Genomic DNA, 17,925 nt, shown 5'->3' with positions numbered 1-17,925 from the left:
AATCATCTTTCACTGAAAATTGATACAGCATGCAAATTGAAACCGGCCTTACCCTTTCGCAAATCGTCAGCAACGACTTTCGCGCCGCCCGCGTATTTGAGCGGCATGGTCTCGACTTTTGCTGCAAGGGCAAACGCCCACTTGCCGATGCCTGCTCGGAAAAAGGCATCGACCCGGGTACACTTATCGCCGAACTGGAAAACGCAACCGCGGCACCGGACGCCGCACCGAATTTTGACAGCTTTGGCCTGTCGGAGCTCGCCGGCTACATCCAGCGCGTACACCACACCTACGTGAAAGTAAACGGTCCGCAGGTGGCGCATTACCTGGCACGCGTCGCATCGAAGCATGGCGACCGCCTTCCGTATATCATTGAGGTCTACCATCTGTTTGCGGAACTGTTGGAAGGCCTGACAGAACACATGCAAAAAGAAGAACAGGTTCTGTTCCCGCGGATCCGCCTCGTTGAAGCCGGCTCGCTTGCCGGAAGCGCTATCAGTGGGCCGGTAGCAGTGATGGAATCCGAGCATGACCGTGCCGGCACGCTTACCGCAAAGATCCGGCAACTCACCAAGGATTATACGGCGCCTGAAGGCGCCTGCACCACGCACCGGATGGCGATCGCGGCCCTGGGGGACTTTGCGCAAGACCTGCACCGGCACGTGCACCTGGAAAATAACCTGCTTTTTCCGAAGGCAGCCGCATACCCGCAATCATAAAGGCAATGCCGGTGGGGAGCAGTCCGCTTGCCGCCAGCAACACCGCTCCGTTTTGCGGGAAATAAAGGCCGGATGCGTTCATCGCCAGCAGTAACTCGGTAGCGGCGAAGCCCGCAAGAAACAGGAAGCCCCCGCGCCGGCAGCGGGGGCTTCCGCTTACCTGGGAAAACACAAAGCAACTGATAAAACCCAGCAGCACGAGGTGCAGGTAGGCAATCACGAAACCCCGCTGAGCGGCCGCGAGCGCGGCAACCGCCGGAAGCGCGCTGAGGAACTGCAGCAAGAGTTTCAGGCCAAGCGCCGACAGGCTGACCGTGGCCATCAGATGTTGCCCCCGCCTGAACCCGCCCAGCAGCACAACATACCCGGCAAGCTGCAACCCGGCGCCGGCCGCGCCTGCGAAATTCCAGGCCGGGCCCGGGTTATGCCACAAAACCGACAAAGCAAAAGTGGGCACCACCGACGCATTGAACAGTAGAAATACCGTTCGCGAGCTTTGCCCGCTTGTGCGCACGATCCCGGCCCGGAGCATCAGGGCAAGCACGAAAAACGAGAACGCACCATTATATTGAAAGTGGAGGTAGAAATAAACCGCGTCGCGAAAGAGGGGCGAGTCAACACCCTTCATTATGGCAATAGGGCCGGTGGCAAAAGGCCCGATCGCAGAAAGGGTCATCCAGATAAAGCCCCACTTTATAAATGAATGCGCCGCTGACGCTGGCGCTTCCGCGAGCGCGCGCCATGCCAGCACTGCGGCATAGATACCGGCCGCGAGTGAAAGCGTGGAAAAGGCAATGCTGACGCTACCATAGCCCTGAACGGGAAACGAAAGCAGCATGCCCCATGCCGATGCGATCACCAGCACCGATACGATGGTCCAGTGTCGCCCCCTCCCGTTTTCGGCAAGCAGGGGAAAGTAGCGAAGCAGCAAGCCGAACAATGCAGGCTGCACCCATCCCCCGAAGGCAAAATGCGAGTGGCCGTGCAGGAGGTTGCGGTAGCTGAAAGGAAGCGGCGGCAGGAAGGGCATCGCCCGGAGCAACAGGCCAAACAAGGCCACCACCAGGAGGTTAGCGAACGACCAGCGCAGCAGCCGGCGCCAGCGCCGCCCGGCCATGGCATCGAGGGCAGGATTCATCGCGCAAAACTCGAAGGGCGGCTCGGCGCTTATGGTCTCCCTTGTCAATGGCCGGCCTGATTTTTATCAGGATCATGAGGAAAATCACGCCTTCGCGAAGTACTAATGGCAGATATTTGCACGCGCTCATGAAATTCCTGCTGGTTCCCATATTGCTCCTGCTCGTGCTGGTCCAATCCTTCGGGAAATGGATCATCCTGGCGGAGTTCCGTGCCAATCAGGCCTGGATCGCGGCGAAGCTTTGCGAAAACCGGAACCGTCCCCAGCTCAAATGCCGCGGCAAATGCCAGCTGATGAAACGGATGGCTGAAGAGCAGAAGTCGGCAGGCACGGCCGGCAAAGCCAAATTCCTGGAAGTTGCCTGGCCGCAACACCGCTATGAAGTGGCCCTGGCGCAACCACTTGCATCCCGTATCAACCACATCGATCACCCCCGTTCTTTATTCCCACAGCCGCACGGGAGCGCTGTGTTTCGTCCGCCGCTTGCCTGATCCGCATCAAGGACACGCAATTCTTCATTTCAAAACGGCGACATGAAAAAACTCGTTTACGCTGTGCTGCCCTGCAGCCTGCTGCTTGCTGCGCCTGCACGGGCCTGCGATATCTGCGGCTGTGGCGTCAGCAACTATAACCCCTATCTCTTTCCGCACCTTTCCAAAAGCTATATCGGGCTTTCATATATCTCCCGGAGTTACCGCACCTTCCCCATCGACGACGCGCCAAGCAGGGAAACCTACCGCAGTATCCTGCTCAGCGGGCAGTACCGGGTTGGCAAAAAGCTGCAATTGCTGGCGCTGCTCCCGTGGCAGCAGAATATGCTCCGTTCGGAGTCGGGCAACCGGACCCTGAGCGGCCTTGGTGACATCACCCTGCTGGCCCAATACAAGGTATGGGATCATTCCACGGAAAAAGTCCGCCATACGGTGCTTGCGGGCGCGGGCCTGAAGCTGGCAACGGGCCGGTTTACTCCTGCCGGCACCAATAAGGCCGCCGACCAGAATTTCCAGCTCGGCACCGGGAGCACCGACTATATCGTCAACGGCTCCTACCGCATCAGCACCGGTAAATGGCTCTTCGGTGCCGGCGGATCGTATAAGTACAATACGTCGAATGCCGATGGCTTCCGGTATGGCGATGTGCTGAACCTGAGCCTGCTGGCGGCCTGGCGCTACGAATGGGCCAACTGGTCGCTCCTGCCCTACCTGCAGCTCAGCCACGAAGCGCTCAGCCGCGATGCCGACCACAATGTGCTTCAGCGGCACTCGGGCGGTACCGTAGCTTACGCCGGTGGAGGCATCGACCTGAGCACCCGGGCAATTACTTTGGGCCTAAACTACCAGTTTGCGGCCGGCCAGCACCTTGCCGACGGCCAGATCAGCGCGGAGCCTAAATTTTCGGCGCACGCCTCCTTTTCCTTTTAAGAAACGTATTCACTCAGAGAAAAAACATCATGTTCAGAAACATACTCCTGCTTACACTCCCGTTAATGGCATGCTCCAAGCACTCCGGCGACGTGGAACCAACAGATGATATTATCCCGGTCGCCACGCTCGACATTGCGCAGCCCACCGCAGGCGGTACCTACCGCAACGGCGACACCGTACGTTTTGTAGCAACCGCCATTTCTACCGAAAACATACACGGCTACGATGTATTTGTGCGCAAGGCGAACGACACCGCCAATATCTGGTTTGAGCACATCCACGATCACAACGATACGCTCCGGATCAATGCATATTGGATAAACGACCGCACGGCACCACAGAGTATGGAAGCCAACTTCACGCTCTATCTTGATCACGACGGGCACCTGCTGAAGAAAAGCGTGCCCTTCCAGGTACAATAATCCAAAGCCGGCAACCGCCGGCTTTTTTCATCCTGACAAAAATCAGTTTTGAAGCTGAAGCAGGTAAGCCGCGCCGGGAAAATTTGAGCCGAATCTTGCAGTATCGATCAACCTCAAATTTCCGATCATGAAAATGAAGATGACCCTCGCTCTCCTCGCACTTGTCAGCAGCACCGCCGCATTCGCTTCCACGCCGCCGGTGGCGGGCTTCAGGTTGAGCACAACGGATGCTGTATCGCTCGGGCTCGTATCGGCCCTGATGATCGCCGTCCTGCTGTTTCGCGCGCAGGTGCGCAAACTCGCCCGCCAGCAATCCGCAAAGTGATGACCACCAGGCTTATGCGTTGCGTGTTAACCCGCAATTGCCTAGATTTGGCAACAAACATCTGCCATGTCGATTCTGAACAACAATAACAAGAAGAACGGGAAGGGCTCTGGTAAAACACAGAAGCCGCAAGGCAAGGGCTCGCAGTTTATGACCGGTGGCGGCGGCAATATGTCGAAGCCCGCCGGCGCACCCAAGAAAGTGCGCTCCACCGGCGCTAACCGCGGCAGCTAAGAGAAGCGACCGTATCGCGGCGTTGCTGTTTGCAGATTATAAAAGCAATAGCAGCGCCGCGAACAGCGCCGCCGCCAGCGTATTGAAAAAATTGACGCCGTCATTTGACAGGCGGCCCGAGCGCTGCAGCGTGGCGCCCAGCCAGGAATCGAGCAGGTTGCCGAAGGTGCCCGCGGCGACAATGACCAGCGCTGCCCGGATGCTTTGGTGCAGCCCGCAGTAATAGATTGCAGCGATTACACAGCTCCCGGTAAAGCCCGCCACCGTTCCTTCGAGACTGACCACACCGTCGGCGCCCCGGGTGCCGCGACGAAGCGAGCGCAGGTCGAAGTAATTGCGGCCAAACACATTGCCCAGCTCGGAGGCAAGCGTATCGGCCGTGGCTGCGCTGAGCGCCGACGCTGCCATCACCTGCAATAGGTGCACCCGCGAAGGATCGATTACCCATCCGGGCCGGTGGTACCGACCCGCAACTGCGGCACCAAGGGCGGCGGTAGCGGCCGCACCGCCATTGGCCAGCACCTGCGCCACGCGGCGCCCTCCGGCGGCTTCCCGCAGGCCAAGCTCCTGTTTCCACGCACCTTTATAGGAAGTGGCGGCTGTGCCCAGCAGAAAAAAAGCGCCCAACAGGGCCAGGCCGCAATATCCCAGACCGAGATACATAAATACCGCCACCGCGGCACCCGCGGCGCCGGCCGCCGGCGTCAGCTTCCGGAGCAAGACCGCGAGCAGCGCCGCTGCCAGGATAATCACATAAGAGAACATCCGACAAGATAGTACGACGCGTTTTCACGCAAGCGAATTACAACCGTAGCGGTTACCAGGTTGGTATAGGCGGGAAAATGTCGCCATGACGATTCGCGGATCTTCTGCCGGTTTTCTTATATTTATCGCCTTACTCTTTTCAAAACTCTGCTTGCGTATGAATGAGGAGCTTGCTTTTATGCGGGAGGCGATCCGCCTTTCCGAAGAGAACGTCGACACCGGCCGCGGCGGCCCCTTTGGCGCCGTAGTGGTCAAAGACGGCAGGATCATCGCCCGCGGTGCCAACTCGGTCACCGCCACCAACGACCCCACCGCACATGCCGAAGTAGTGGCCATCCGCGCCGCCTGCCAGGCCCTGGGCACCTTTCAGCTCGACGGCTGCGACATCTACACCAGTTGCGAACCCTGCCCGATGTGCCTGGGTGCCATCTATTGGGCGCGCCCGTCGCGGCTCTTTTATGCCAACACCAAGGAAGATGCCGCCGCCGTACAGTTCGACGACCAGTTTATCTACGAGGAGATCGCGCGCCCGGTAAGCGAGCGCAAGCTTTTCACCAGCCAGTTGCTGCGCGACGAAGCCATTGGCGCTTTTCGTAAATGGGCGCAGAGCGAACTAAAAACCGAATACTGATGATCCGCTTCCTCCTGAATGATTCCGAAGTGCAGACCGACCTTGCCGCCGGCAGCACGCTGCTCGACTTCGTGCGTTACCACAAGCGGCTTACCGGTACCAAGATCGGCTGCCGCGAAGGCGACTGCGGCGCCTGCACCGTGCTGGTGGGCGATTTCGAAGACGGCCGCCTTACCTATCGCTCCGCCACATCCTGCCTGATGCCGCTCGGCAACGCGTCGGGCAAGCATATTGTAACGGTAGAAGGACTCAACATGAACGCTCTTTCGCCCGTGCAGCAGGCGATGGTGAATGCCAACGGCACCCAGTGCGGTTTCTGCACCCTCGGCTTCGTGCTTTCCTTCACCGGCTTTGTGCTGCACCCGCAGGCAAGGGCTTACGAAGAAGCCATCGCATCGGTGGACGGCAATATCTGCCGCTGCACCGGCTATAAATCGATTGAACGGGCGGCACAGATCATCACCGACGCAGTGCAGGAAAAACCCGCCACCGGCACCACGGACTGGCTCGTGTCGAACGGCTTTCTGCCGCACTATTTCTCCACCATTGACGAACGGCTCCAGGCGTTGAAGCCGGCAGATCCCGATACTGCCATGTCCACCGACACCCTTACCATTGGCGGGGGCACCGATCTTGTGGTGCAGCGTCCGCATGCCGTCAAGGTGAGCGCGCTTCGTCTTGTTTCGGACCAGGCGGAACTCCGCGGCATTGTGCTCCGCGACGGAAGGCTGCACCTGGGGGGCGCCGTTACCGTATCCCAGTTGCTCGAATCGCCCATCGTCCGGAAAGCATTCCCCCATCTTCCGGAATACATAAAACTCGTTTCCTCCACGCCCATCCGCAATATGGCTACGGTTGGCGGCAACCTGGTCAACGCCTCCCCCATCGGCGACCTTACAATCTTCCTGCTGGCGCTCGACGCCGAACTGACGCTGAGCGGGCCTTCCGGCGAACGCACCGTGCTACTCCGGAACTTCTATAAAGGATACAAGCAGCTCGACAAAGCGCCGGGCGAACTGGTCCGGTCCGTCAGCTTCAAGGTACCTGCGGAAAACGACTACTACAATTTTGAAAAAGTGTCCAAACGGACCTGGCTCGACATCGCTTCGGTGAACTCGGCCTGCCAGATGCGGCTCGATCCGGATGGAACCATCACGAGCATCCACCTCTCCGCCGGGGGCGTCGGCCCCACGCCGAAATACCTCGCTGCCACGGTTGCCTATCTCACCGGCAAACGCTGGGAACCGGAAGTATTCGATGAGGCGTTGCGTGTCGTTAACGAGGAGATCAGTCCCATCTCAGACGCCCGCGGCACGGCTGAATACAAGCGCCTGCTGCTTCGCCAGCTGCTGGCCGCCCACCTGCAGCGCGCCGGCCTTGCTCCCCTCATCCTTCAAAACCTCTTGCCCGCATGATCACCGAAATTCATCCCGGAGAAAAAGTGCAGCCCGTGGTCAACATTGATGCGGCGGGCCACGTTACCGGCCGCTCACTTTACCTCGATGACCTGCCCCTGCTCGAAGGAACGCTGTTTGCAAAAATATACGACAGCCCCGTGGCCCACGGCACCGTCCGGCGTCTCGACTGGAGCGCTGCCGCCAGGGTCCCGGGCGTCGTGCGCATCTTTTCCTGTAAAGACATTCCCGGCCATAACAATATCGGCGGCATCATTCCCGACGAACCGCTGCTGGCCGAAGACACCGTCATCTTTGCCGGCCAGCCCCTGCTACTGGTGGTAGCCGAAAACGAGGACGCCGCAGAGGCAGCATTGAAGCTGATCGTAACCGAGATCGACCCGCTGCCGGTGATCACCAACCCGCGCGAAGCCTATGCGCAGGGGCTGCTGCTTTGCGGCTCGCGCCACTTCGAAAAAGGTTCTGTGGCATCGGCATTTGCTACCTGTGCGCATGTATTTGAAGGCAGGGCCGAGACCGGCGGCCAGGAGCACCTCTACCTCGAAACGCACGGCGCTTATGCGCAGCCGCTGGAAGGCGACCGGATCCGTGTGTGGTCATCCACGCAGGGCCTGCGCCATGTGCAGGAAACCGTAGCCCACCTGCTCGGCCGCGGCATGCACAGCGTGGAAGTAGATGTAACGCGCCTTGGTGGCGGCTTTGGCGGCAAGGAAGACCAGGCCGCGATGTGGGCCGCCATGGCCGCGCTGGCCGTGTACCACCTGCACCGGCCCGTTAAATGCGTGCCGCACCGCATGGAGGATATGCGCATGAGCGGCAAGCGCAACCCCTATCACTGCGACTACCGCATCGGCCTCGATGCCGACGATAGGATAGTCGCCTTTGAAGCGACCTACTACCAGAACGGTGGCGCCGCCGCCGACCTGTCGCCCGCCATCCAGGAGCGCACGCTCTTTCACGGTACCAATACGTATGGCATCGAACATGTGAGCCTCACCACGCACTCCTGCCGCACCAACCTGCCGCCCAATACCGCCTTCCGGGGCTTCGGCGGGCCGCAGGGCATGTTCATGATCGAAGCCGCCATCGACCACGCCGCCCGCGCGCTGGGCATGCCTGTATGCGACCTCCAGCGGCGCAACCTCATGACCGACGGCTATGAATTTTCCTATGGCCAGGTAGTGCAACGCTGCCGCGCGGAGCGCTGCTGGGAAGAAGCGGCTGAAACATTCCGGCTTGAGACGACCCGGGAGCGGGTGGCATCATTCAACGAGGCAAACACGTGGCAAAAGAAAGGCCTCGCGCTGATGCCCATTTGCTTCGGCATTTCGTTCACCAACACGATGATGAACCAGGCCCGAGCCCTGATCCATATCTACTGGGACGGCAGCGTGAGCGTGAGCACGGGCGCGGTAGAGATGGGCCAGGGTGTGAATACCAAGATGCTGCAGGCCGCTGCCGGCGCGCTTGGAATCGCGCGCAACCGCATCCGCCTCGAAAGCACCAACACAACCCGCGTTGCCAATACGTCACCTTCCGCCGCCAGCGCCACTGCCGATCTCAACGGGCGGGCCGTGGAAGAAGCCTGCCGCCAGCTGATGGCCCGCCTTCGCGGCGTTGCCCGCATCCTGCTTGGAGAGGGCGACGACAGCGAGATCAGCATCCGCGAAGAGCGGGTCTACGCCAATGGCATCGCTACCGACCTCCTTTGGGAAGCGCTGGTAAGGGACGCTTTTATGAAGCGCGTCAACCTGAGTGCGAAAGGCCATTATGCCACACCCGAAATCCATTTCGACAAGACAAAGGAAAAAGGTCATCCCTTCGCCTACCATGTATATGGCACCGCCATAACGGAAGTAACGGTCGACTGCCTCCGGGGCACCTACGTGGTGGACGGTGTGCAGGTTGTGCACGACTTTGGCAGCAGCATCAACCCGCTGATCGACCTGGGCCAGTGCGAAGGCGGCATCGTGCAGGGCATCGGGTGGATGACGATGGAAGAAGTGGTGTACAACGAGCAGGGCCGCCTGCTTTCCAACGCGCTTTCCACCTACAAGATCCCCGATATCTACTCGGTGCCGCGCACACTCGATGTACGCTTCCTTGCGCCCGAGCCCGATCCGCTGGCGATCCAGGGCTCCAAGGCCGTGGGCGAGCCGCCGCTGATGTACGGTATCGGCGCCTATTTCGCACTACGCGACGCTGCGCTTGCCTTCAACCCGAAGGCCGTGCTGCCCTACAGCGCCCCGATGACACCTGAAAAAGTATTGATGGGACTTTACCAGAAACAATGACCGAACAAGCAATCTATAGCGACCGCTGCTGGCTCGACGGCCGGCTGCAGCCTGCTACCGTATTTATACAGGACCAGTTGATTACACGGGTTGAGCCGGGCCGCTGCGAAGTAGCGGAAGACATCCCCTTTCTGGATGCAGGTAACTCGGTGCTGATGCCCGGCGTTATCGACGTGCACGTACATGTGAACGAGCCGGGGCGTACCGAATGGGAAGGATTTGCAACCGCAACCCGCGCGGCGCTGGCGGGCGGCATCACCACGATCGTAGACATGCCGCTCAATGCTTCCCCCGTAACCACCACGCTGGCCGCCTTCGAGGAAAAGCTCGCCGCCTCCCGCGATAAGCTCTTTGCCAACGTGGGCTTCTATGCGGGGCTCGTGCCCGGAAATGGGGGTGAGATAGAATCCCTGATCAACGCCGGCGTGCTTGGCGTAAAAGCCTTCCTGACGCATTCGGGCATCGACGAGTTTCCCAACGTAACGGCTGCAGACCTGGAGGCGGTCGCGCCCCTGCTGGCACGGCGCAATGTGCCGCTGCTGGCGCACTGCGAGCTCGATGAGGCCGGCACCAAAGCCGCCCTCGAACTGGATCCACGCTCCTACGCCGCCTACCTTGCCAGCCGGCCCAAGGTCTGGGAAAACCGCGCCGTAGAAATGGTGATCGACCTCTGCCGCCGGCACCGCTGCCCGGTGCACATCGTGCATGTATCTTCGGCAGAAGCGCTGCCCCTTATCGCTGCCGCAAAGGCGGAAGGCCTGCCGCTCACCGCCGAGACCTGTCCGCATTACCTGCTGTTTGATGCAGAATCGATACCCGACGGCCAGACGATCTACAAATGCGCGCCGCCCATCCGCGAGCGGGCCAACAACGAAAAGCTGAAAGCCGCCCTTGGCGACGGCACGCTCGACCTCGTTGCCTCCGACCATTCACCGGCGCCACCCGATATCAAGGAGCTGCAAACGGGCAACCTGCTGAAAGCCTGGGGCGGCATCGCGGGCCTCCAGTTCCTGCTACCCGCCAGCTGGACGGCTCTGCGCAACGTGCTTACTTTGGAAGAATTCATCCCCTTGCTCACGGAAGCACCCGCCAACTTCCTGCGCGCCGGCCACCGTAAAGGCTACCTCCGCGCCGGCTACGATGGCGACCTTGTGATCTGGAACCCGGAGGAGCAATTTGTTACCAGTGTCGCCGGCCTGAAGCATCGCCATAAAATAAGTCCTTATCTTGACCGTCAGCTGTACGGGAAAGTTCAACATACCATTATCGGAGCCGGTTATGACAGCACCGATACGCAGCAACCAAAACAACCTAAAGCAACATGGCTTTTCAGAAAGTAACCGAGATCATTAAAGAAGCACCGGCCTTCGCGCAGCTCACCGACCTGGCGGCCGCCCGCCTCGGCGGGAAGGTGCTCTACGCCACCGACGATTTTTTCGCGGAAAAGGAGAACCTCATCATGCCCGGACGCGGCATTTTCATTACCGACAAGTATACCGACCGCGGAAAGTGGATGGATGGCTGGGAGTCGCGCCGCAAGCGCACGCCCGGCCACGACTGGTGCGTAGTGCAGCTGGCGGCTCCGGGCCGCATCGCCGGCTTCGACATCGATACCAACTTCTTTCTCGGCAACCATCCACCGCATGCATCAATCGAAGCGGCCCGCATCGACAACCCCGATGCCGTAACCGACTGGGAAACGGTTGCCTGGACCGAGATCCTTTCCAAATCGCCGCTCGACCCCGGCAGCCAGAACTTTTACGCCTGTAGTTCTACGGAGGCCTGGAGCCACCTGCGCCTGCATATCTATCCCGATGGCGGCGTAGCGCGCCTGAAAGTCTACGGTCATGTTGAAAAAGACTGGAACGCCGTCCCCGGGGGCACGCAGGTAGACCTTGCCGCGGCCATCAACGGCGGTCAGGCCATCGCCTGCAACGACATGTTCTTTTCTGCCATGGGCAACCTGCTGATGCCCGGCCGCGGCATCAATATGGGCGACGGCTGGGAAACGAAACGCAACCGGACGCCCAATAACCGCGACTGGGTGGTGCTGCGCCTCGCCCACCCCGGCATCATCAGCCGCGTGGTGGTGGATACCGCACATTTCAAAGGCAATTACCCCGACCGCTGCTCCCTGGATGCGATCAATGCCGCTTCCGACGAAGACGCATTACGGTCCGACGCCGCGTGGCAACCGTTGATGCCCGAGCAAAAGCTGGGCGCCGACAATATCCATGACTTCATGAACGAGATCGCGGCCGTGGGCCCGGCGACGCACGTCCGCCTGAATATCTTCCCCGACGGCGGCATCAGCCGCCTCCGCCTCTTCGGAACACCAACAAAAGACTGATGCTGCACTTTGCCGTTTACATGATCCTCGGGGTCATCTTCTTCATGCTGGTGAACCTTTCCTACAAGCTTCCTGCCCTGGCCCAGGCGCGCCACGAGGCCGACGATGAAGACGGGCATACCCAGCTTGGCCTCTACCAGGGAATGCTCTACACCGCCATGGTAATCGTGGGACTGTCAGCCGTTTATTTCACCTGGTGGCTGGTGCGCGACACGCCCTGGGAAGGTCACCTGATGGAATGGCTTAACCTAGTGGTGCGGCTCATGCACATCACCTTCGGCATCGCGTGGATCGGCGCCTCTTTCTACTTCGTTTTCCTGGAGAATGCGCTGAACCGTACCAGGGGGCTGCGCGACGAGCTGGCGGGCAACCTCTGGGCCGTGCACGGCGGCGGCTTCTATTACCTGGAGAAATACAAGATCGCGCCGAAAGAAATTCCCAGGGACCTGCATTGGTTCAAATACGAAGCTTACTTCACCTGGCTTTCGGGTTTCAGCCTGCTCTTCGTGGTCTATTATTTCAATGCGCGGGCCTTCCTGATTGATAAGAACGTGATGGACCTGTCGCCCCTGGCGGCTGTTTCGATCGGCATCGGATCCTTCGTTGTGGCATGGGGCATCTACCACCTGCTCTGCAAAACGCCGCTGGTAAAAAAGGGGCCGCTTTTCGGGCTCCTGGGCCTGCTGGTGGCTACCGGCTTTGCCTGGTTCTACGCCCATGTATTCAGCGGACGTGCCGCCTTTATTCACTTCGGTGCCATGCTGGGCACCCTGATGGCGGGAAACGTTTTCTTTATCATCATCCCGGCGCAGAAAGCGATGGTTCAGGCGGCAAAGCGCGGCCTGGCGCCCGACCCGGCCAAGGGAAAATTTGCCGGCCTGCGCTCCCTGCACAACAACTACTTCACACTGCCGGTGCTGTTCGTAATGATCTCCAATCATTTCCCGAGTTCTTTCGGGCATGCGCAGCCCTGGCTCGTGCTGATGATCCTCACCGGAGGCACTGCCGGTGTAAAACACTGGCTCAACCTCCGCGAAAAGGGACAACTGAATGTATGGGTGCTGCCCGTATCGGCACTCATCCTGCTCGGCGCCGCCTTCATGACGGCTCCGCCCAAAAACCCGGGCGAATGCAAGGGAACCGCCACCATGGCGCAGGTACATGCCATCGTGCAGCAGCGCTGCGTGCAATGCCATTCCGCACAGCCTACCGACGATGTTTTCACCGCTCCCCCCAACGGGGTGAAATATGAAACGCCCCAGGATATCATCAGGCTCAAAGACAAAATCTACCAGCGCGTAGTGGTGACGAAAAACATGCCGCAGGGAAACAAGACCGGCATGACCGAGGAAGAGCGGGCAGTGATCCGGTGCTGGGTGGAGCAGGGCGGGGGAGAATAATGAGCTAACGGGGAAATGTGCTGATGGGGTAAAACCAGGGCGCTACCGAAAATCTGATCGAAAATGACATTAGCGGAATTTAATAGACAAACGAAAGACGAGGCTGCCGCGGCACTAGGCAGTTGCTGTGGCGCCGGGCGCTGGGTGGCGGAAACCATGAAAGGATTTCCTTTTGCTACCGAGGCAGATTTGATTGAACGCGCCACTACTGCCTGGTACAACACCTGCAGTGAGGCCGACTGGCGCGAAGCCTTTACCCACCATCCGAAGATCGGCGACGTGGAAGGCCTTCGTAAGAAGTTTGCATCCACCGCCCACCTTGCGGGCGCCGAGCAATCGGGTGTGAACAGCGCCGACGAAAAAACGATCGCCGACCTGGCGGCCGGCAATGCCGCATATGAACAGAAGTTTGGATTCATCTTTATCGTATGCGCCACCGGCAAGAGCGCGGCAGAAATGCTGCGACTGCTGCAGGACCGGCTCGAAAACCGTCCCGACGAAGAGCAGCGCGTGGCTATGGGCGAGCAGCATAAGATCACCGTTATCCGGCTCCGCAAATTGCTTGATGGCGCCGATTGGTCCTTTTTGAAAGTCAGCCAGCTCACCACCCATGTACTCGACACTTCCATTGGCAAACCCGGGAAAGATATCTGCATCCGCCTGCAGGCACCGGTGCAGGAAGGCCGATGGCAAACCATCGCGCAGGGAGTTACCAATGCCGACGGCCGCATACCCGACCTGCTGCCGCCCGGTCGCGTCCTTCCGGCAGGCAATTACCGGATGGCATTCGACACCGGCGCTTACTACCGTGCAAGCGCTACCAACGGCTTCTACCCGGCCGTAGAAATACAGTTCACCGTCTTCGACGACACACATTACCACGTGCCGCTGCTGGTTAACCCATTTGGTTATTCTACTTACCGCGGCAGCTAAAATCCATTTTCAAAACGAATTCTTCAGCAATATGACCTCCATCCCTAACGAACAGAAAGAGCAATTATTCGGTGCCCTCCGCGGCGCCAACCTCGCTTTTCAGAAAGTATATCCCGGCGACCGCAGCGAGCGCCAGCCGGTACACACCGTTTACGGCGGCGCCAACCTGTTCCGCTCCGACCTTGCCCGCGCGCTCGGCGAGCGTGCCGTAGAAACGTTTCAGACCTATGCGCCTGACGTTCAGACCTTCGGCAATGTATTCGGCCTGGGCAATGGACGACTGGCCTCCGACGTGTACCAGAAAGTGCTCCGCAAGCTGCAAACGCAGGCCGTGGAAGACTTTCGCATCGATTTCGAAGACGGCTACGGCAACCGGGCCAATGAAGAAGAAGACGAAACCGCTGCGAACGCAGCGCGCGAAGTGGCCAAAGGCATGGAAGCCGGCACCCTCCCGCCCTTCATCGGCATCCGCATCAAGCCTTTTACCGAAGAGATGAAAGAGCGCGGGCTCCGCACCCTCGACATCTTCATCAGCACGCTGGCCAAAGAAAGCGGCGGCCGCCTGCCCGACAACTTCGTGGTGATGCTGCCCAAGGTGACCATTCCCGAGCAACCCGCCACGCTGGCGGCCTTTTTCGACATCCTTGAGCAGCAGAATGGCCTGGCTGTCGGCAGCCTCAGGATGGAGATGATGGTGGAGACCACCCAGTCGATCATGGACCTGCACGGCACCAACCCGCTGTACCGCTTTATCCAGGCCAGCAAGGGCCGCTGCATCGCCATGCACTTCGGCACGTACGACTATACCGCCTCCGCCGGCATCACCGCGCGCTACCAGGAAATGGATCACCCCGTGTGCGACTTTGCCCACCACATGACCAAGGTGGCGCTCGCCCATACCGGCATCTGGCTTTCCGATGGCGCCACCAATACGATGCCCATCGGTCCGCACCGCGGCGACCTTACCGACACACAAAAAGAAGAGAACCGGGCCGTGGTGCACCGCGCCTGGAAAAAAGGCTATGACCATATCCGCCACTCGCTCTGGAACGGCTACTACCAGGGCTGGGACCTGAACCCGGCACAGTTGCCGATGCGCTACGCTGCTGTTTTTGCTTTCTTCCTGGAGAGCTACGATGATGCCGTAGACCGTCTTAAAACCTTTGTGGAAAAAGCCGCGCGTGCCACGCTCATCGGGGATGTATTCGACGACGCGGCCACCGGCCAGGGATTGCTCAACTTCTTCCTTAAAGCACTCAACAGCGGCGCCATTACCGAAGAAGAAGTGCTGCGCACCGGCCTCACCCTCGACGAGATCCGCGGACGCTCCTTCAAAAAGATCCTGGAAAACCGCGCGCGCAAATGAACACCTGGCTTTTCATCCGCGACAAACTGAACGAGTCGGTCCCCGTGCTGTTGCTCTGGGTACTTCAAAGCGAAGGAAGCTCGCCGGGTCGCAGGGGGTTTAAAATGGCTGTTGCCGCCGACGGCAACACCAGCGGCACGATCGGCGGCGGCATCATGGAGCACAAGCTGGTGGAAAAGGCCCGCTCCCTGATCCGCGCCGGGCAGTCGTCCGTATTTCTACAGGAACAGTACCACGACAAGCAACACAGCCGCGACCAGTCGGGCATGATCTGCTCGGGGAGCCAGGTGGTGGCCTTCCTGCCCCTGCAGCCTGCCGACGTGCCGCTTGTTGACAAGCTGCTCCATGCTTTTTCCGAAAGCCGCCGCGCCCGCGTGCACCTGACGCCGCAGGGCCTGGCGCTGAAAGACACCGACAGGGAAGCAACGGAAGGACTGCTGCTGCGCAGCGAGGAGGACTGGGATTACACAGAAACGATCGACCAGCGGCCCGTGGTGCATATCATCGGCAGCGGACACGTGGGGCTGGCACTGAGCCAGCAGATGGCTATGCTCGGATTTTACGTCAAGCTGTATGAAAACCGGCCCGACCTCAACACGTTTGTCGACAACGCCTTTGCCCATGAAAAGATCGTGGTGGACTACGAGCGGATCGATGAAAGCATCGGCGACGCCCCGGCCGACTACGTGGTGATCATGACCTTTGGCTACCGCGACGACAAGATCGTTTTCCGCCGCCTGCTGCACCGCAAATTTTTCTACCTCGGCATGATGGGTAGTGAGTCGAAGATCGTGACACTGATGCGCGAGCTGGAGCAGGAAGGCATCCCGCCCGAAGCCTGGCAGCATTGCCATGTGCCCATCGGTCTTCCTATTTACAGTAAAACGGCGCCGGAGATCGCGGTAAGCATTGCTGCCGAGATCATCCGTGAAAAGAACCGCGACCTGCCTACCGGCCGGAGCGGCGTAACTTTGGAGCTATGAGCGCAACCGAACTGATGACTCCCGCGCGGCGCTGGCTGGCCCTGCAACGGCTTACGGCGCTCTGGGCTTTTTGCGAGTCCGGGCTTGGCGGCGTGCTCCATGCGCTCAAGCTCCCGTTTACCGGCCTGATCGTAGGTTCCTTCTCTGTAATCTGCATCACGCTCATCGCCTGGTGTTCGGAGCGCCACTACCGCCGCATCCTCGACAGCCTCCTGCTGGTGCTGATCATCAAGGCGGTGGTGAGTCCCCATGCTCCACCCACTGCCTATGTTGCCGTTGCCTTCCAGGGCCTGGCCGGTTATGCACTCTATAAAACCGCAGGCATCCGTGCCGGCAGTATATATACACTGGCCGTGATCGCGCTGCTGGAGTCCGCCCTGCAAAAGCTGCTCAACATGACGCTGTTCTTCGGCAAATCCTTCTGGGCTGCGGCCGACGAGCTCGTGGCTTTTATCGGCCGCGAGCTGCGTATCGGCCTCCCCCCGGGAAGTATGGTGCTGGTGGTCGTATACGTTGGCCTATACCTGTTGGGCGGCGTCGCCTGCGGCTGGATGACCAACCGGCTCCTGCGCGACCTTTCGGGAACGGGGGGCCGCCTTCCCGACTATGTGCCGGCACGACGGCCCGTGTCGGAAACGGCGGCTGCACGGCGGCGCAAAGGCTACCTGGTGATGACGGTGCTTTTCGTGCTCATTTGCATCCTGGTTTACTTCGGGGCGGCCGATCAGAAGAGCGGCAGCCTGGCCCTCCTGCGCACCCTGCTCTGGACGGGCTGCGCCCTGCTGCTTTGGTATGGACTCATCGCACCGCTTGCCCTGCACGCCATCCGCCGTTACCTGCGTAAGCGCCAAAGCGCCCACAGCGGCCAGGTGCAGGAGCTGCTGCGCCTGCTACCCGGGATGCGCCGCCTCTCGCTGGCCGCCTGGCAGCAAAGCCGCAACCGTACCGGCCCCGCCCGCATTCCCTATTTCGTGCGCCTGCTGGTGCACTGGACGCTGGTGTATGATCCGGGCGAAAACGAACGCGCCTCCGCATGACCGTTTTTATCTTTTCGCGCCCGATCCGCAGCGGTAAAACGACCGACTTGCTGGCCTGGAGCCGCGGAGGGGCCGACGTACGCGGCATCGCGATGCCCGATTACAACGGAGAACGGCATTTCGAAGACCTTGCTACCGGTGAACGGTGGTCTGCCACTGCTGGTACAGAGACCGATTTACTGCCGGCAGGTCCCTTTCGTTTTTCGAAAGAAGCCTTTGCGAAAGCAGCGCGCCGCCTCGAACTTCCAGAAGGAGGCTGGCTTATCGTCGACGAGATCGGCAAACTTGAACTGGAAGGGAAAGGTTTTGCCAACGCGCTGGAACGGGTCATCGCCGACGGTGCGGGAACCGACTTTAAGCTGCTGCTTGTGGTGCGCGACACACTGCTGGAAAAAGTATGCAGTCGCTTCGGCCTGGGCGATGCCCGCGTGCTCCACGAACTGGGCGCGCTTTAGTCCCGCTTTACCGAATTATTAAGAGGTTGGCGCA

General features: G+C 60.0%; 18 protein-coding genes. 17 read left to right on the top strand and 1 reads right to left on the bottom strand.

The genetic code is table 11. The features are described from left to right. Nucleotides 1-29 precede the first annotated feature (29 nt). The 6 genes from ric to EPD60_RS16755 all read left to right on the top strand — a co-directional run bounded on the left by ric (nt 30) and on the right by EPD60_RS16755 (nt 4,262). A complete protein-coding gene (gene ric, locus EPD60_RS00460; protein ID WP_131445604.1) occupies nt 30-719 on the top strand; it encodes an iron-sulfur cluster repair di-iron protein in 690 nt (229 codons plus the stop codon). A 1,266-nt stretch (nt 720-1,985) separates the two neighbouring features. After that, nucleotides 1,986-2,348 (top strand): hypothetical protein, encoded by a 363-nt coding sequence (locus EPD60_RS00455; RefSeq protein WP_131445601.1) that lies wholly within the window; start codon nt 1,986-1,988, stop codon nt 2,346-2,348. A 42-nt stretch (nt 2,349-2,390) separates the two neighbouring features. Beyond that, nucleotides 2,391-3,278, top strand: a complete 888-nt coding sequence (locus tag EPD60_RS00450) for a transporter (protein ID WP_131445598.1) — start codon at nt 2,391-2,393, stop codon at nt 3,276-3,278. A gap of 65 nt (nt 3,279-3,343) precedes the next feature. Then, a complete protein-coding gene (locus tag EPD60_RS00445; RefSeq protein WP_131445596.1) occupies nt 3,344-3,703 on the top strand; it encodes a hypothetical protein in 360 nt (119 codons plus the stop codon). A gap of 127 nt (nt 3,704-3,830) precedes the next feature. Next, entirely contained in the window at nt 3,831-4,028 is a 198-nt protein-coding gene (locus tag EPD60_RS00440; RefSeq protein WP_131445592.1) for a hypothetical protein, read from the top strand. Between the two features lie 66 nt (nt 4,029-4,094). Next, on the top strand, nt 4,095-4,262 hold the full coding sequence (locus tag EPD60_RS16755) for a hypothetical protein (protein ID WP_165871350.1): 168 nt from the start codon (nt 4,095-4,097) through the stop codon (nt 4,260-4,262). A gap of 36 nt (nt 4,263-4,298) precedes the next feature. Here the strand turns inward: EPD60_RS16755 and EPD60_RS00435 are convergent, their stop codons facing one another. After that, a complete protein-coding gene (locus EPD60_RS00435) occupies nt 4,299-5,027 on the bottom strand; it encodes a DUF92 domain-containing protein (RefSeq protein ID WP_131445589.1) in 729 nt (242 codons plus the stop codon). A 157-nt stretch (nt 5,028-5,184) separates the two neighbouring features. Between EPD60_RS00435 and EPD60_RS00430 the strand changes: the two genes are divergently transcribed. The 11 genes from EPD60_RS00430 (at nt 5,185) to EPD60_RS00380 (ending at nt 17,891) form a co-directional block, all read left to right on the top strand. Then, on the top strand, nt 5,185-5,658 hold the full coding sequence (locus EPD60_RS00430) for a nucleoside deaminase (protein WP_131445586.1): 474 nt from the start codon (nt 5,185-5,187) through the stop codon (nt 5,656-5,658). Next, nucleotides 5,658-7,073, top strand: coding sequence for an FAD binding domain-containing protein (locus EPD60_RS00425; RefSeq protein WP_131445583.1), 1,416 nt, complete (start codon nt 5,658-5,660; stop codon nt 7,071-7,073). Before EPD60_RS00430 ends, EPD60_RS00425 begins: the two co-directional genes overlap by 1 nt. Then, the gene (locus tag EPD60_RS00420; protein ID WP_243647731.1) at nt 7,070-9,367 is read left to right on the top strand and encodes a xanthine dehydrogenase molybdopterin binding subunit; all 2,298 of its coding nucleotides are present in this window, start codon (nt 7,070-7,072) and stop codon (nt 9,365-9,367) included. Before EPD60_RS00425 ends, EPD60_RS00420 begins: the two co-directional genes overlap by 4 nt. Beyond that, nucleotides 9,364-10,707, top strand: coding sequence for an allantoinase AllB (allB, locus tag EPD60_RS00415; protein WP_131445580.1), 1,344 nt, complete (start codon nt 9,364-9,366; stop codon nt 10,705-10,707). Before EPD60_RS00420 ends, allB begins: the two co-directional genes overlap by 4 nt. Beyond that, entirely contained in the window at nt 10,689-11,717 is a 1,029-nt protein-coding gene (gene alc / locus EPD60_RS00410; protein ID WP_131445577.1) for an allantoicase, read from the top strand. The genes allB and alc overlap by 19 nt, the downstream gene beginning before the upstream one ends. After that, nucleotides 11,717-13,117 (top strand): urate hydroxylase PuuD, encoded by a 1,401-nt coding sequence (locus tag EPD60_RS00405; protein WP_207896506.1) that lies wholly within the window; start codon nt 11,717-11,719, stop codon nt 13,115-13,117. Before alc ends, EPD60_RS00405 begins: the two co-directional genes overlap by 1 nt. A gap of 63 nt (nt 13,118-13,180) precedes the next feature. Continuing rightward, nucleotides 13,181-14,050, top strand: coding sequence for a 2-oxo-4-hydroxy-4-carboxy-5-ureidoimidazoline decarboxylase (gene uraD, locus EPD60_RS17195; protein ID WP_243647730.1), 870 nt, complete (start codon nt 13,181-13,183; stop codon nt 14,048-14,050). Between the two features lie 31 nt (nt 14,051-14,081). Further along, nucleotides 14,082-15,416 (top strand): DUF6986 family protein, encoded by a 1,335-nt coding sequence (locus tag EPD60_RS00395; protein ID WP_131445574.1) that lies wholly within the window; start codon nt 14,082-14,084, stop codon nt 15,414-15,416. After that, nucleotides 15,413-16,399, top strand: a complete 987-nt coding sequence (locus tag EPD60_RS00390; protein WP_131445571.1) for an XdhC family protein — start codon at nt 15,413-15,415, stop codon at nt 16,397-16,399. Before EPD60_RS00395 ends, EPD60_RS00390 begins: the two co-directional genes overlap by 4 nt. Continuing rightward, nucleotides 16,396-17,436, top strand: a complete 1,041-nt coding sequence (locus tag EPD60_RS00385; protein WP_131445568.1) for a hypothetical protein — start codon at nt 16,396-16,398, stop codon at nt 17,434-17,436. Before EPD60_RS00390 ends, EPD60_RS00385 begins: the two co-directional genes overlap by 4 nt. Next, complete coding sequence (locus EPD60_RS00380; protein ID WP_131445565.1) at nt 17,433-17,891, top strand: P-loop NTPase family protein; 459 nt, start codon at nt 17,433-17,435, stop codon at nt 17,889-17,891. Before EPD60_RS00385 ends, EPD60_RS00380 begins: the two co-directional genes overlap by 4 nt. Nucleotides 17,892-17,925 lie beyond the last annotated feature (34 nt).

This window comes from Flaviaestuariibacter flavus (genome assembly GCF_004337505.1).
GTDB classification, from domain to species: Bacteria; Bacteroidota; Bacteroidia; order Chitinophagales; family Chitinophagaceae; genus Flavisolibacter; species Flavisolibacter flavus.
Note: the sequence above shows the minus strand (reverse complement) of the source record. Positions and strands in the feature narration are given on the sequence as shown.

Excerpts from the sequence above, each read along its gene's own strand:
- EPD60_RS16755 (WP_165871350.1), top strand. The coding sequence starts at position 4,095 with ATGTCGATTCTGAACAACAATAACAAGAAGAACGGGAAGGGCTCTGGT.
- EPD60_RS00455 (WP_131445601.1), top strand. The coding sequence starts at position 1,986 with ATGAAATTCCTGCTGGTTCCCATATTGCTCCTGCTCGTGCTGGTCCAA.
- EPD60_RS00390 (WP_131445571.1), top strand. The coding sequence starts at position 15,413 with ATGAACACCTGGCTTTTCATCCGCGACAAACTGAACGAGTCGGTCCCC.
- EPD60_RS00385 (WP_131445568.1), top strand. The coding sequence starts at position 16,396 with ATGAGCGCAACCGAACTGATGACTCCCGCGCGGCGCTGGCTGGCCCTG.
- EPD60_RS00445 (WP_131445596.1), top strand. The coding sequence starts at position 3,344 with ATGGCATGCTCCAAGCACTCCGGCGACGTGGAACCAACAGATGATATT.
- EPD60_RS00435 (WP_131445589.1), bottom strand. The coding sequence starts at position 5,027 with ATGTTCTCTTATGTGATTATCCTGGCAGCGGCGCTGCTCGCGGTCTTG.
- EPD60_RS00395 (WP_131445574.1), top strand. The coding sequence starts at position 14,082 with ATGACCTCCATCCCTAACGAACAGAAAGAGCAATTATTCGGTGCCCTC.
- EPD60_RS00430 (WP_131445586.1), top strand. The coding sequence starts at position 5,185 with ATGAATGAGGAGCTTGCTTTTATGCGGGAGGCGATCCGCCTTTCCGAA.
- alc (WP_131445577.1), top strand. The coding sequence starts at position 10,689 with ATGGCTTTTCAGAAAGTAACCGAGATCATTAAAGAAGCACCGGCCTTC.
- EPD60_RS00420 (WP_243647731.1), top strand. The coding sequence starts at position 7,070 with ATGATCACCGAAATTCATCCCGGAGAAAAAGTGCAGCCCGTGGTCAAC.
- uraD (WP_243647730.1), top strand. The coding sequence starts at position 13,181 with ATGACATTAGCGGAATTTAATAGACAAACGAAAGACGAGGCTGCCGCG.
- EPD60_RS00405 (WP_207896506.1), top strand. The coding sequence starts at position 11,717 with ATGCTGCACTTTGCCGTTTACATGATCCTCGGGGTCATCTTCTTCATG.
- EPD60_RS00425 (WP_131445583.1), top strand. The coding sequence starts at position 5,658 with ATGATCCGCTTCCTCCTGAATGATTCCGAAGTGCAGACCGACCTTGCC.
- EPD60_RS00440 (WP_131445592.1), top strand. The coding sequence starts at position 3,831 with ATGAAAATGAAGATGACCCTCGCTCTCCTCGCACTTGTCAGCAGCACC.
- EPD60_RS00450 (WP_131445598.1), top strand. The coding sequence starts at position 2,391 with ATGAAAAAACTCGTTTACGCTGTGCTGCCCTGCAGCCTGCTGCTTGCT.
- ric (WP_131445604.1), top strand. The coding sequence starts at position 30 with ATGCAAATTGAAACCGGCCTTACCCTTTCGCAAATCGTCAGCAACGAC.
- EPD60_RS00380 (WP_131445565.1), top strand. The coding sequence starts at position 17,433 with ATGACCGTTTTTATCTTTTCGCGCCCGATCCGCAGCGGTAAAACGACC.
- allB (WP_131445580.1), top strand. The coding sequence starts at position 9,364 with ATGACCGAACAAGCAATCTATAGCGACCGCTGCTGGCTCGACGGCCGG.